This is a genomic window from Parvibaculum sp., assembly GCF_039680535.1.
Taxonomy (GTDB): Bacteria; Pseudomonadota; Alphaproteobacteria; order Parvibaculales; family Parvibaculaceae; genus Parvibaculum.
On the sequence record NZ_JBDKSS010000008.1, the window covers coordinates 78,090 to 91,496 of the forward strand.

The window sequence follows — 13,407 nt, forward strand, 5'->3', positions numbered from 1 at the left end:
CGTGTTCCCTTTTCTTGAATTTCAGGCGTTGCGCGCCATCAGGCCGCCATCGACGGGAATGGTAACGCCCGTGATGTAGGACGCCGCCGGCAGGCAAAGGCTCAGCGTGATGTGGGCAACCTCTTCCGGTCGCCCATACCGGCCGAGTGCGGTACGCCGCTTCGCATAGATCTGCTTCTGCTCGTCGGGGATCGCCTGCGTCATGCCGGTGTTGATCGGCCCCGGGCAAACGCAATTGACCGTGATGCCTTCACGCCCAAGCTCGACGGCAAGGGCGCGCGTCAATCCGGTGACGCCGGCCTTCGCCGCCGCATAGGCACTGTCCATGGCGGTCGCGCCAAGCGCTTCCGTCGAGGCAATGTTGACGATGCGCGGACTTTTCGACTTGCGCAGATGCGGCAGCGCAGCCCGGATCACACGCTGCTGCGCCGTAAGCAGAACGGAGACGAGCCGGTCCCAAAGCTCGTCGTAACCCGGCGCGTCGATGGGCGAGAAGCCGGAAATGCCGGCATTATTGACGACATTGTCGAGCCCGCCGAAATGCTGGGCGACGGCAGCCACGACCGCATCGATCTCAACCTTGTCCGCAACATTGAGCTTCCACGCCCGGGCGTTTCCGCCGGAAGCGCGAATGCCCTCGGCCACAGCTTCCGCGCCTTCCAGCGTGTAATCCGTCACCGCGACATTGGCGCCTTCGGCGGCGAAGACCTCCGCCGTCGCTCGGCCCATGCCACTGGCCGCACCCGTTACAAGCACGGTCAGGCCTTTGACCGAGCGACTCGATTCCGTCATGGCGTCCTCCCAGGCGCGCTGAACGACAGCGCTTATTTATTCGCGTTGTATTCCGCAATCTTGAGCTTGCCGAGCTGCGACATGTGCACCTCATCCGGACCGTCGGCGATGCGCAGGAAGCGGTTCAGCGTGAAGAAGGAGGCAATCGGCGTATCGGCGCTGACGCCCATGCCGCCATGCGCCTGAATGGCCCGGTCGCATACGGTCTGAGCCATCTGGGGTGCGATGACCTTGATCGCGGCGATCAGATCGCGCGCCACCTTGTTGCCATAGCGATCCATCGCATCGGCAGCCTTCAGCGTCAGAAGGCGCGCCTGTTCGATCTCGCAATAGGAGCGCGCGACATCCTGGCGGATGCTGCTCTGATCCGAGAGCTTCTTGCCGAAGGCGACGCGGTTCTCGACCCGACGCGCCATGATCTCAAGCGCGCGCTGCGCCTGGCCGATCGAGCGCATGCAGTGATGGATACGGCCAGGTCCAAGCCGGCCTTGCGCGATCTCGAAGCCACGGCCTTCGCCGAGGATGAGATTGGATTTCGGCACGCGCACATTCTCAAGGCGCAGTTCCGCTTCGCCGCCCGGCGAATTATGGCTGTTGAAGACCGACTGATTACGGACGATGTGGATGCCCGGCGTATCGCGCGGAACGATGATGGTCGACTGCTGGACATGGCGCGCCGCGTCCGGATTGGTCTTTCCCATGATGAGCAGAACCTTGCAGCGCGGATCCATGATGCCGGAGATCCACCATTTGCGGCCGTTGATGACGTAGTCATCGCCATCGGCGCGGATTGACGTCTCGATGTTGGTTGCGTCCGACGATGCGACCTGCGGCTCGGTCATCACATAGGCCGAACGGATTTCGCCATCGAGCAGCGGTCGCAGCCACTGCTTCTGCTGCGCGGGCGAGCCATATTTCGCCAGCACTTCCATATTGCCGGTATCGGGCGCCGCGCAGTTGAAGACTTCGGAAGACCACGGCACCCGGCCCATGATCTCCGCCAGCGGCGCATATTCGAGGTTGGTTAGCCCCGGGCTCCATTCGCCATATTCATGCGGCAGGAAGAGATTCCAGAGCCCCTCCTCCTTCGCCTTTTCCTTCAGCACATCGAGACCCGGCCAATGCTTCCAGAGATTGGCGTGGTTCGACGCCCAGTCGAAATGGGCCTGCTCATTCGGATAGATATGCTCGTCCATGAAGCCCTGGAGCTTCGCGATCAGAGTCTTGACCTTGTCGGTATGTTCGAAATTCATTGGATTGCTCCGCTCACTGCAAATTAGAGAATGAGACCGCCATCGACCGGAATGGTCTGGCCGAGGACATAAGCCGCGAGCGGCGATGCAAGGAAAAGCGCGACGCCTGCCATGTCTTCAGGCGTGCCGAGGCGACGCATCGGAATGCCCTGAAGCGAAGCCGCGAGCCGGTCCGGATCGTCCGTTGTGACCTTGGTCAGCTTCGTGTCGACGAGACCCGGCGCGATGCCGTTCACGCGAATGCCGTCTTTCGCCCATGCTTCGGCGAGCGTGCGCGTGAGACCCACCGCGCCGGTCTTCGACGCGTTATAGGCCGGATTGCCCCTGGTCGAATGGAAGGCTGCCGTCGAGCTCACGGTGATAAGCGAGCCCTTGGACGCCGCGAGCATGTCGTGGAACTTGATCGCGCAGGCCATCAGGCTGTTGACGTTGACGTCCATCACCTTCTGGAAGCCGTCCATCTTGAACTCGCCGCGCTGATAGATGACGGTTCCCTGACTCAGAACCAGCACATCGAGCGATGCGAAGGGGGCCTTGTAGTTTTCGATGGCGTCGAAATCGGAAACGTCCATTCGATCATAATGCAGCCCGGTCAGGTCGGAGCCTTCAGCCGCCGAATAGTCCGACGCATTGGCGCGCGTGCCCCAGACGTGAACCGCAGCTCCCTTCGCGCGAAATGCCTGCGCGATACCATTGCCGATGCCGCTCGATCCGCCGACGACGAGCACAGTCTTGCCCGAAAAATCGAGTTCCGCCACGAGTACCTCCCTGCCACGACGCCTTGAATTAGGTCGTTTGGATAATTTATTTGACCTATAATGACGACCTCGTCCATCATGTCAAGATGACGAAGCTTCCCGCCAGATCCAAGCCGCCCAAAGCCGTGGCGAACGCAAGGGCAAACGCGCGAGAACAGATCAAACTCGCGGCGCGCCGTCTCTTCGCATTGCGGGGAATCGACGGCGTCAGCGTTCGCGAAATCGTCGAGGCGGCGGCGCAGAAAAATCACGGCTCACTGAGCTATTATTTCGGCACGAAAGAAGCGCTTGTTCGCGAGCTCGTCGCCGATGGCGCGAAGCTCATCGACGAACGCCGCAACGCATTTCTCGATGCGCTCGAGGCGAAGGGCGGACCGACATCCGTGCGCGACGTCGTCGAGGCGCTGGTCTATCCCTCGATCGGCCTCGCGGGCGACAACGAGAACGAGGAAGATACCTATACGCGCTTCATCGTGCATCTCGGCATGAGTCACCGGGAACTCTTCATGGACGCGCTGGAAAAACGCTGGAACTCCGGCTATCTCCGCGCGCTCGAACATCTCCGCCGGCTGATGCCTGAAATGCCAGCCACGGCGAAGAACCAGCGCTTCGTCTTCATGGGCGCATATCTCGGCAGCGTGCTTGCCATGCGCGAAGCCGCACTGACCGACCGCACGCGCCCTCACCCGACATGGAGCTCGAAGAACACGCTTCCGCATCTCGTTCAAACGATCGTGGTGATGCTCGAAGCGCCGCTGGAAAAGAGCCTGTTCGCGGAAGCCGCCAGGAACTCATCCGCAAGGCCGCGACCGCCCCGCGCCATCGTCGGTTCGGTCGGCATGATCTTCGATTGAACGGAATGCGCCGCCGCTCATTTTGCATGAGGCGGCAGGCACCGACCGTCAGGCGATCGCCTTCAGCTTTCCGGCTTCATCCATGGCATTCGCAATGAATGCTCCCCCTTCCGCGATAGCGCTGCGGCCCGCTCCGAGCATGGGATGGAAAAAATGCCAGACATGGATCATCTCGGGCCACACCTGAAGTCTCACATCGACGTCGGCGGCGCCGGCCTTTCCGGCGAGACGGACCGCGTCGTCCAGCAAAGTCTCCGCCGCACCTACATGGATGAGCAGAGGCGCGAGACCGCGATAATCCGCATGGAGCGGCGAGGCAAGCGGCGTCCTGGCGGAAGCGCCGGCAAGATAGGCGGCCGCCATGCCATCGAGCTCCTCGCGGCTCACCATCGGATCGATGGAGGCAAGCTCCGTCATCGAATTGCCGGTCGCTTCGAGATCGATCCAGGGGGAAATGCAAAATCCACAGGCAGGCTGCTCCAGTCCCGCATCGCGTATCGCGAGCAGCGTCGCCACCGTCAGGCCGCCGCCCGCGCTGTCGCCAGCGACGGCGATGTTACCGGGCGCAAAGCCTTGCGCGAGGAGATAGCGATAGGCCGCGAGAGCATCGTCCACGGCAGCCGGGAAGGGATGTTCCGGCGCCAATCGATAATCGACCGACAGCGTTCGCGTCCCCGCCGCCCGTCCAAGCTCCGTGACCAGATGACGGTGGCTCTTGACCGAACCGATGACATAGCCGCCGCCATGCACATACATGACGACACGATCCTGCGCCGCGCCCGGCGTCGAGCCCCATTCCGCGGGAACGCCATTGGCGCTGACGCTTTCCAGCGTGACATCGGCCGCCGTCGGAAAGACCGAGCCGAGATTGTCATAGGTCTGGCGCAGCTCGGCCGTATCCGCCGGTTCCGGCATCGAGGCGAGAAACTCGCGTATGGCAATGATTTCCTGATTTTTCATTCTTCCCTCCCTTGATCCTCGGCCAAGCCTATACCGGACGAAGGAGGGAATGAAAGAACTAGGCCTTCGCGCGGATGATCTCCTCCTCGACATCCCGGAGGCGGTCCTTGCCGAAGAAAATCTCGTCACCGACATAGAAGGTCGGCGCGCCGAACGTGCCGCGCTCGACGGAAGCGCTCGTATTTGCGAGCAGCTTGTCCTTCACATCCTGATCCTGAACGCGGGCAAGGATGCGCGCGCCGTCGAGTCCGCCCGCGTCGAGCACTTCGCGGATGACGTCAGCGTCGTCCATCTTCTTCGAGTCTTCCCACATGGCACGGAAAACGACATCCATGTACTTCGCCAGAACACCGTCCATTTCTGCCGCCACGGCGCCGCGCATGATCTGCACCGTGTTCACCGGAAAATGAGCATTGAACTTGAACCTGGTGAGCTTGTGCCGCGCTATGAAGCGCTGCATCTCAAGGTTCTCGTATTGCGGCTTGTTCTTGATATTACCGAAGGCGACCATCGGCGGCTGATTGCCGGTGAGCTTGAAGACGCCGCCGAGCAGGATCGGAACATTGACGAAGGTGACGCCCGTGCGCGCTTCGATATCGGGGATGATCTTCCACGCCAGATATGAATTCGGACTGCCGAAATCGAAATGATGCTCAACTTTTACCATTACCAACGCTCCCCATAAGGACGAATATCCAGCTCATGCGTCCAGGCGTCCCGCGTCTGGTTGTGCAACAGCCAATAGGTTTCCGCGATCGAAGCGGGGTTCATGAGCTGGTCGGGAGCAAGCCGGTCAAGCGCTTCCTCGCCGCCTGCTGCCTTGATGCGGTCCCGGACGAAGGCCGTGTCGACGCCAGCATCGATGACGAGATGGGCGACGTGAATGTTCTTCGGCCCGAGTTCCCGCGCCATGCTCTGCGCCACCGCACGCAGGCCGAATTTCGCCGAAGCAAAAGCCGCATAGCCAGATCCGCCGCGCAATGAAGCCGTCGCACCCGTGAAGAAGATGGACCCCTGCCCGCGCGGAAGCATGCGCCGTGCCGCCTCGCGCCCGACGAGGAAGCCCGAATAGCAGGCCATCTCCCACACCTTGCGGAATACGCGCTCGGTCGTATCGAGAATCGGGAAATTCACATTGGCGCCGACGTTGAAGATCACAACCTCCAGAGGCGCGTGGGCGTCGGCATCCGCAATGAAGGCCGCCACTTCTTCTTCCTTGCGCGCGTCGAGGCCGCGCGCGACGCAAGCGCCGCCCGCCGCTTCAATCTCCGCCTTCAACGGCTGGAGCTTGTCCGCCGTCCGTCGCCCGGCAAAGACCGTGTAGCCCTCGGCTGAAAATTTCTTCGCGATCGCGCCGCCGATGTAATCGCCCGCACCGACGATCGCCGCCGTCGCATTCCGCTTCGCAGCCATGCTCGCTCCCTCACCTTGCATATGGGGAGCATGTAAGTTCCAAAAAAGAACCCTGTCAAGCGCTGGCGGTCACGGCGAGGCAATCATGCGCGCCGCGGCGAGCTCGCTGAGTTGGCCGCGGAAGCGCTCCACCATGTCGGGCATCTCCGCCCGGAGCTGATCGAGCCGCTGCAGCATGCTCTTGGCGGTCAGGTACGACACGCCGAGCTTATGGCTCACCTGCGAAATGCTGAGCCGCTGCCCGCGCACTTCCTGCGTATGGAAGAGGACGACCCACGCCATCATGTTGACGCGCGTCCCGTGCAATGGCGTGCCCGATGTCACGCTGTACTGGCAATGGCGGCAGGCCTTGCAGGTCCAGAGGCCGGGTCTCGTTTTCAACTTGCAGGCGGCGTCGACCGCGTGACAGCTGGGACAAACCGGGCCCTGCGGCCAGCGCACGGCCTCGAGCAGCGAGCGGCTGAGTTCGTCCGATTTCAGAATTTCACCGAGGGTAGGCCGGCCGCCAAATCCCCCCTTGGAGACCTCTCGAAACGCTAACGACGAAGGCATTTGTTCCATGTGAGGCGCGCCCTATCTTGTTGATAAAATGTCAGCGTCCCCGCCTTGCCCTATGTGAGTTAACGCGAACGGATCGAAAGCGTTCCACCCGCTTCGTCAAATCCCGCCAGGGACTCCGCCACCTGAAAATTGGCTCCCTCACAATTGGGGAAGCGGCCCTGTTCCAGCGCGAACCAGTGCCACTAGCCTTGCACCGGCCTTCACGCACAAACGAGGTTGCAATGTCCGACGCACTGGAACTCCTGAAACAGAACGCCCTTCCCTTTGCCAATCTCATGGGCGTTGAACTCGTTTCAGCCTCGCCGGATTGCGTGGAGGCGAAGCTCACCGTCCGCAAGGAGCATTGCACCATCCCCGACATTCTTCATGGCGGCGCCATCATGGCGCTGGCCGACACGTTGGGCGGCATGGCGACCTTTCTCAATCTCGACAAGGGTTCGTCGACCACGACGGTTGAAAGCAAAACGAACTTCCTGAGCGCGGTTCCCCTCGGCGACACCGCATCGGCGAAATGCACGCCGGTCCATCGCGGGAGAAAGCTCATGGTCTGGCAGACACACATCTCGCGGGGCGACGGAAAGCTCGCCGCCATCGTCACCCAGACTCAGATGGTGCTTTGATCAGGACTTGGAGAGTGCTCGCGCGATGAGCGCGATTTCGGCGGCGGCGACCTTCTGCGCCTTCTTCTCGATGCCGCGATAGGCGTTGAGAATATCTCTTCCCGTCTGGGTCAGAACGGCTCCGCCGCCGCGAACGCCCCCCTGCTGCGTCTTCACGACGTCCTCGGAAAAAGTGCGATTGAGTTCATCGATAAGCTGCCAGGCGCGGCGATAGGACATGCCCATGGCGCGCCCCGCCGCGCTGATCGACCCATTGGCTTCGAGCAGTTCCAGCAGCCGCATCTTGCCGGGCCCCAGGCGCCCCGCTCCCTCGAAGTCGAGCCGAAGCGTCAGCCGGGTCTCTTTCGGCGGCACCTGCTTATTCCCGCCCCGTGTCGCATCGCCCTTGCGCGGCATGATTTCTCCCGACTCGCCTGTGCAATATGATGCCCTGACCTGATGCCGTGACAAGGCCGGAGAAGCGACCGATCTTCATTCCAACTATGCCCGCCTGGACAATTGGTTGGATAAGGGTATGGACCTCTACATCGAGCACATTAAGCGGGATGGTTTCTGGCCGGTCGAGCGCGAGATGCAGCCGGGGGATGTGGCTCAACCGTAAGATGGCCGTTTATCGCCACCCGGACGTCAAGATTGATGCCCAGATTGGTCAGGTCGACCTGATGGAGCTGCTCCCTGCGCGGCTGCGGGAGCGCATTGAAGCCGCCCGAAATACGCCGAACTGATAGGTACAGGGGTAAACTCTGCGATCTCACACCCCGTCACGCGCCGAACGGCCTCACGCGCCTGATCATGGTAGGTGAGACTGTCGGGCTTACATACCGAGCACTGCCTATAGACGCGGACCTCTTGCCCCTTGTGGGTAACACCCCACTGGTCCTCCCCCATCGTAACCACCGTGGGGGTAGGGAAACCATCACGATCGTTCTGCGCCTCAACGTGAGCAGCTACACAAGCCGTGAGGCTGAAGAGGATTGTCAGGGTGGTGATCTTTTTCATCATATCCAACTACTAGCAGTGAATTTTCATCTGAAGAATCCGGCATTGGATTGTCAAGATATTTTCCGAAGTCCCTTCGGCCATAAAAAGCAGATAGAAATTCTTCAACAATTTTATAGCGATGAAGGCCCCGAGCGGTGTGGATCAATCCTGTCCGATGGAAAAGTCATCGAGACAAACAATGTCACGGTTGATCCCTTGAGGAATTCGAAATCCCCGACAAAAGCCTCATTCTGTATAAGGATGAAATCACAGCCTCATGGCATACTCACCCGGGCGCGTCGTCTCAGCTCTCGTTCGATGACTTCGAGGGATTCCTGATGTGGTCGCATCTCAAGCACTACATCATCGGTAATGATGGGGTTACCTGCTACGTAGTGCGGAAGGGCGCCGTAGTCATCGATGGCAAACGTCCGGATCATCCTCCATGGCAATCTCAAAAATCTCGTACCGCAGGGATTGGCATTCGAGACCCGCACAGCCAGGGAGGGCATCGAGGGCCTTTGCCATCAGGTTAGGAGCCTTCAACCACTCGGGGGTAACCGGCTTGACGGGGTCAAGGCTGGCGGACGATGTTTCGTCCACGTTCTCGACATGCCAACCGGACCGGTAACAGGAGAGACTGAGTATGATCCGAGCGCTAATGATCGCCCTCGCCTTCATGGCTTTCACCGCGACGGCCTCCGCCGCATCGAAAGCCGTGGCCGCATCGGACGATTTCAGCACCGACGGACGCATGGCGCTCGGCGCCTATCGCGCATTGGCCGAGGATCATCTCGCGGGGATTCTCGCCGCCGAGCGTGCGCTTGCCGCCACCTCCGACGCTCGAAGCGCCGACTGGGCGAGGATCAAGCCTGCCCTGTCCTCGCTCGCCAAAGGCATCACGACCGAAGCCGCCGTCTGGTATGCACTGCCAGATGGGCGCTACTACACCGCAGACGGCGACCTCAGCAAGGAGAGCCTGAAGGACCGCACCTATTTCCCCGATCTGCTCGCAGGCAAGGCAGTAGAAGGCGTGCTCGTCATCAGCAAATCGACCGGCCATCGCTCGATCATCGTCGCCGCGCCGGTGACGAAGGATGGAAAAATCGTCGGCGCCGTCGGTGTTTCGGTTCGCGCCCGTCTACTTGCATCCATGATCGTGCAAAAGGCACGCATGCCTGACAATTTCATCTTCTACGCGCTGGATGGTGAAGGCCGCACCGCCATTCACAAGGATCCGGATCGCATGTTCGAGCATCCCGCCGACATAGGTGACCCGTCGCTCCGGGCAGCGGTCAACACGATCCTGAAAACGCCGCGTGGTGTCGTTGCCTACGAATTCCGCGGCAAGCGCAGAAAGGCCCTGTTCGAGACGTCGGAAATTTCCGGCTGGCACTTCATACTTGCGCGATCCGAACCCTGATACACAAGCCCCGGCGAATGACTACCGATCAGCGGCGTTGCGACGTCTGAATAAGTTGTTCGAGTTCCCGCAGGAAACGCGAGCGATCGGCCTTTCCGAAAGCCACATTTCCGCCCCGCACGTCGCCTGTCTCGCGCAGATTTTTCATCAGATCGCGCATGGCGAGCGCCATGCCGATACTCTGCTCCGTGAACGGAGTTCCATCCGGCCGTATGGCGCGTGCCGATTGCTTGAGACAGCGGGAGGCAAGCGGAATATCGGACGTAACGCAGATGTCGCCGGGAGCGATGTGTTCCACGATCCAGTCATCCGCCGCGTCCGGCCCCTCGGTCACAACCACAGGCCGCACGAGCGGATGTCCGGTTGGACGCATTCCGCTGTTGCTCACAATATAGACCGGCAATCCGTGGCGCTCGGCAACGCGCAATACCTCATCCTTCACGGGGCATGCGTCGGCATCGACATAAATTTCAAGCGGTGAGGCTTCTGACAAAGGAGCACCAGTCGTCAATCGGCTGCCTTCGCGGCGCCCACATCAGGCACATCCGGCAAATCAGCTTCTCGCATGCTTCGCGGCGGATATCCATTCCAGCGCTTGAAGGCGCGACGGAAATTGGCCACATCGTCAAAGCCCAGAAGCTCGCCGACCTCCGCAATCGTCAGCTTTGTTTCACTGAGATATTGCCTGGCGAGATGGTTGCGCACGTCGTCGACGATCTGCATGAACGACGTCGTCTCCTCGTCAAGCCGGCGCCGCAATGTCCGCTCGCTCATATTGAGCGACGAGGCGACCTCCTTCGCCGAGGGAAACCGCCCGCGCGAACTCAACAGGGCATGCCGCACGTCTGAAGCGCAGCCGCTCACTGCATTCATCTCTCGCAGCAGCTTGTCGCATTGGCGGAGATACATCTCCGCCACCGTATCGTTCGCTGTCGGCAGCGGAAAATCGACCGCGGGACGCGGCCCGATGAACCGGTTCTGCGCGCAGCCGAAGAAAACCGGCAGGCCGAGAATGGCCTGATAGTTCCTTTCATCCATATGCGCGGCATGCGCGAATTCGAGGCTGCAGGCCGATATGTCAGATCCCGACAATTGTCGAATCACAGCCGTGCCCGCCGCCAGAAACACCTCGGGCAGAAACCACGGCGCGCCCGGAACATGAAATGGCGGGGTGAAGGTCAGGATTGCCTGCTCTGGAGTGAGCGCCAGGCTGACGCTTCCGCGACGGCTCCGCAACGGGTTATGGCGAACGAGAATCTCCGCTGCCTGTCTCAACGTCCGGCAACTCATAAGGGCATGCCCCAGAACGCCATGCGTCCCTATGTGAAGCGCCATGCCAAGACGGAGCGCCAGCGTCGGATCATCCACAACCGCCAGAACGCGCACAAACAGATCGAAAAGTTCGTCCTCGTCGACAATGGCCTCCCGCTTCAGCCCGAAACGCGCCGGGTCATAGCCGCATTCGCGTATCGCATTGGCAAAGGCCGAAACATAAGCAGGTTCAATACGCATTTTGTGACCGAAAGTGACCCTCTGGTTGACCGCTTGTGACCTTTATATGGACGCAACGCTATTCGAAAAGACCAGAGCGCTTTTGAGCAGGGAGGCCACCGCATCAGGGAGGGCCAGCGCTTTGCTGAATCTGCGTGAGGAAATGCAAAACTAGTCAGAAACGCCGTCAGGTGAAAGAGGGGGATAATGTCTTTCCAAATGGTTTCTCCGATACGCCGGTATCGGAGCTTGATACTAGCCGCCGCGACGGCTCTTCTGGCGTCTACGCCTGCGCTCGCGCTTGAAATGAAGTTTGGAGAGATCGACGCTCATCTCGATACGATCGTCTCCGCATCGGCAGGTATGCGGGTTGCAGCGCAGAACTGCACACATATTTCGGTTTACAACGGCGGTTGCGCCGACAAGGCTGGACGCACCTGGGACGTCAACAATGACGACGGCAACGTCAACGTCCAACGCGGAGAGATATTTTCAGCGCCTGTCAAAGTTCTCTCGGAGCTGAGCCTCAAATACCAGAACTATGGCGTCTTTATCAGCGGCAAGGCATTTTACGATGCTGCTGCGAGAGACCTGGGCGATAGCAGCGGCAATTATGGCCCCGTCGCCGCGCTCGCGAACGGCGCGCCTGCGCAGCGGCGTTCGCTGCAGGATTACTACAAAGGCAGCGACGCCTATCGGCGGCAACTGCGTGGCCTGAAGCTTCTGGACGCCTACGCCTATGGCAATTTCGATATTGACGGTCAGCCTCTGAACGTCCGCGCTGGCCGACAAGTCGTCAATTGGGGCGAAAGCGCCTTCATTCAGGGTGGTATCTCATCATTCCTGCCGATGGATGTAAGCGCGCTTTACCAGCCCGGCACGGAACTCAAGGAAGTGTTCCTGCCGCAGAACACCCTCTATGCCAGCCTCGGTCTCCCCAACAACTTTTCAATCGAGGGCATGTATATCGCCGAATGGGACAAGTCGACCCTGCCGGCTTGCGGCAGCTTTTTCGGGGTCAGCGACGCGCTCGGCGACGGATGCGCCTACGGAATGCTGTCGGGCGAAATGTACATGAACGCCGACGGCACGACGCGCGACGGCAACGACCCGAACAGTCTGGCCATGCTCGTGCCCGTCGTCGTTCATCGTACCCAGTCGCAGAATGCGCGCGAGCAGGGGCAATGGGGCGTCGCGATGCGTTATTACGCGGACTGGCTGAACGACGGCACGGACATGGGCCTCTATTTCGTGAATTTTCACAGCAAGCTGCCCATCGCCACCTTCACGTCCGACACGTTTACCTTCCCCGGCGAGACCCCCTTCCCCCCCTTTACGCCGCACATGTCGGACGCGGACTGCATGATGGGAAGCATCTATCTCTTCGATGATGCAGGATACGAGATCACCAATTGTCAGGCGTTGATGGGCATGCTTGCGCAATACGGCAAGTTCGGCTTCGACCCCACGTTCAAGAACAAGAATCTGCTCGCCCAGTATCCGACCGATATCCACATGCTGGGTGGCAGCTTCAACACAACGATCCCGGTTCTGGGCGGCACCGCGCTGTCGGGCGAACTCGCGTATTATTCGAACATGCCTTTCCAGGTCGACATCACCGAACTGCAGGGCGTTGATGCGATCAACGCGGGCTTCACACCCGCGCCGGGCGAGGCCCCTCTCTATACAGGCGAGATGGTCGGAGAAGGCCAGGTCATTCCGGGCTATCGGCGTACCAAGGCCATGGTTGGTCAGTTCTACACGTTGTCGACCCTGACACCTTCGAACTGGTTCGTGAAAGCGACGGGCGGCGATCTGCTGATCCTCGTGTCAAATGCAGGCTTTCAATATCTACCGGATGCCGACGGCAACCGCTTCGCCATTCCCATGTCGTTCAAGACGCATGCAAATCCGGGCATGGCTGCCGCCTTCGGCGATCCCTGCATCGCAGCCGGAACCTGCCACATCGCGGCGGAATATGCCTCGGCCTTCTCCTGGGGGTATCGCCTGATGGCTATGCAGCAATATGCGTCATCCTTCGGAACGGCCTGGAACCTGACGCCGAAGGTCATCTGGTATCACGACGTTTCCGGCTACTCGGCCGGCCCCATTGGACCCGGCTTTGTGGATGGCACGAAGTCGCTCACGGTGGGCGTGGATGCGGACTACCAGGCGCGCTACAAGGTCGGCCTCGCCTACACGACCTTCATGGGCAATCCGTATCGCAATGCGAATTACGACAAGGATTTTGTTTCCTTGACGGCGTCCTACGCTTTCTAACCCGCTGACTGAAGCGTAAGT

15 protein-coding genes are annotated in these 13,407 nt (G+C 60.4%); 5 read left to right on the plus strand and 10 right to left on the minus strand.

The features are described 5' to 3' along the window. Positions 1–21: 21 nt before the first annotated feature. The 3 genes from ABFC66_RS04380 to ABFC66_RS04390 are packed head-to-tail and all read right to left on the minus strand — an operon-like array spanning position 22 to position 2,803. The gene (locus tag ABFC66_RS04380; protein WP_346739745.1) at positions 22–792 is read right to left on the minus strand and encodes an SDR family NAD(P)-dependent oxidoreductase; all 771 of its coding nucleotides are present in this window, start codon (positions 790–792) and stop codon (positions 22–24) included. Positions 793–824: 32 nt separating this feature from the next. Then, positions 825–2,045, minus strand: coding sequence for an acyl-CoA dehydrogenase family protein (locus ABFC66_RS04385; RefSeq protein ID WP_346739746.1), 1,221 nt, complete (start codon positions 2,043–2,045; stop codon positions 825–827). 23 nt (positions 2,046–2,068) lie between these two features. Further along, a complete protein-coding gene (locus ABFC66_RS04390) occupies positions 2,069–2,803 on the minus strand; it encodes an SDR family oxidoreductase (protein WP_346739747.1) in 735 nt (244 codons plus the stop codon). Between the two features lie 50 nt (positions 2,804–2,853). On the opposite strand from ABFC66_RS04390, the gene ABFC66_RS04395 reads away from it, so the two are divergent. Next, the gene (locus tag ABFC66_RS04395; RefSeq protein WP_346739748.1) at positions 2,854–3,657 is read left to right on the plus strand and encodes a helix-turn-helix domain-containing protein; all 804 of its coding nucleotides are present in this window, start codon (positions 2,854–2,856) and stop codon (positions 3,655–3,657) included. Between the two features lie 48 nt (positions 3,658–3,705). On the opposite strand, the gene ABFC66_RS04400 is transcribed toward ABFC66_RS04395, so the two are convergent. The 4 genes from ABFC66_RS04400 to ABFC66_RS04415 all read right to left on the minus strand — a co-directional run bounded on the left by ABFC66_RS04400 (position 3,706) and on the right by ABFC66_RS04415 (position 6,591). After that, on the minus strand, positions 3,706–4,617 hold the full coding sequence (locus tag ABFC66_RS04400) for an alpha/beta hydrolase (RefSeq protein ID WP_346739749.1): 912 nt from the start codon (positions 4,615–4,617) through the stop codon (positions 3,706–3,708). A gap of 58 nt (positions 4,618–4,675) precedes the next feature. After that, positions 4,676–5,284, minus strand: a complete 609-nt coding sequence (locus tag ABFC66_RS04405) for a 2-hydroxychromene-2-carboxylate isomerase (RefSeq protein WP_346739750.1) — start codon at positions 5,282–5,284, stop codon at positions 4,676–4,678. Next, on the minus strand, positions 5,284–6,030 hold the full coding sequence (locus ABFC66_RS04410) for an SDR family oxidoreductase (RefSeq protein ID WP_346739751.1): 747 nt from the start codon (positions 6,028–6,030) through the stop codon (positions 5,284–5,286). The genes ABFC66_RS04405 and ABFC66_RS04410 overlap by 1 nt, the downstream gene beginning before the upstream one ends. 69 nt (positions 6,031–6,099) lie before the next feature. Then, positions 6,100–6,591 carry a transposase gene (locus ABFC66_RS04415; protein ID WP_346739752.1) on the minus strand — a complete coding sequence of 164 codons (492 nt, stop codon included), beginning with the start codon at positions 6,589–6,591 and terminating at the stop codon, positions 6,100–6,102. Between the two features lie 221 nt (positions 6,592–6,812). On the opposite strand from ABFC66_RS04415, the gene ABFC66_RS04420 reads away from it, so the two are divergent. After that, positions 6,813–7,211: a PaaI family thioesterase gene (locus ABFC66_RS04420; RefSeq protein ID WP_346739753.1), complete on the plus strand. Its 399-nt coding sequence runs from the start codon at positions 6,813–6,815 to the stop codon at positions 7,209–7,211. On the opposite strand, the gene ABFC66_RS04425 is transcribed toward ABFC66_RS04420, so the two are convergent. After that, positions 7,212–7,607 (minus strand): LysR family transcriptional regulator, encoded by a 396-nt coding sequence (locus ABFC66_RS04425; RefSeq protein ID WP_346739754.1) that lies wholly within the window; start codon positions 7,605–7,607, stop codon positions 7,212–7,214. 188 nt (positions 7,608–7,795) lie between these two features. Between ABFC66_RS04425 and ABFC66_RS04430 the strand changes: the two genes are divergently transcribed. Together ABFC66_RS04430 and ABFC66_RS04435 are read left to right on the plus strand one after the other, a co-directional pair. Continuing rightward, positions 7,796–7,936, plus strand: a complete 141-nt coding sequence (locus tag ABFC66_RS04430; RefSeq protein ID WP_346739755.1) for a hypothetical protein — start codon at positions 7,796–7,798, stop codon at positions 7,934–7,936. Between the two features lie 902 nt (positions 7,937–8,838). Further along, on the plus strand, positions 8,839–9,615 hold the full coding sequence (locus ABFC66_RS04435; protein WP_346739756.1) for a cache domain-containing protein: 777 nt from the start codon (positions 8,839–8,841) through the stop codon (positions 9,613–9,615). Between the two features lie 28 nt (positions 9,616–9,643). Here ABFC66_RS04435 and ABFC66_RS04440 read toward each other — a convergent pair whose 3' ends face one another. Together ABFC66_RS04440 and ABFC66_RS04445 are read right to left on the minus strand one after the other, a co-directional pair. Then, positions 9,644–10,108 (minus strand): YaiI/YqxD family protein, encoded by a 465-nt coding sequence (locus ABFC66_RS04440; RefSeq protein WP_346739757.1) that lies wholly within the window; start codon positions 10,106–10,108, stop codon positions 9,644–9,646. 14 nt (positions 10,109–10,122) lie between these two features. Beyond that, the gene (locus ABFC66_RS04445) at positions 10,123–11,127 is read right to left on the minus strand and encodes an AraC family transcriptional regulator ligand-binding domain-containing protein (RefSeq protein WP_346739758.1); all 1,005 of its coding nucleotides are present in this window, start codon (positions 11,125–11,127) and stop codon (positions 10,123–10,125) included. A 228-nt stretch (positions 11,128–11,355) separates the two neighbouring features. Here ABFC66_RS04445 and ABFC66_RS04450 point away from each other — a divergent pair, with 228 nt between their 5' ends. Then, the gene (locus ABFC66_RS04450; RefSeq protein WP_346739759.1) at positions 11,356–13,386 is read left to right on the plus strand and encodes a DUF1302 domain-containing protein; all 2,031 of its coding nucleotides are present in this window, start codon (positions 11,356–11,358) and stop codon (positions 13,384–13,386) included. The last annotated feature ends 21 nt before the right edge of the window (positions 13,387–13,407 follow it).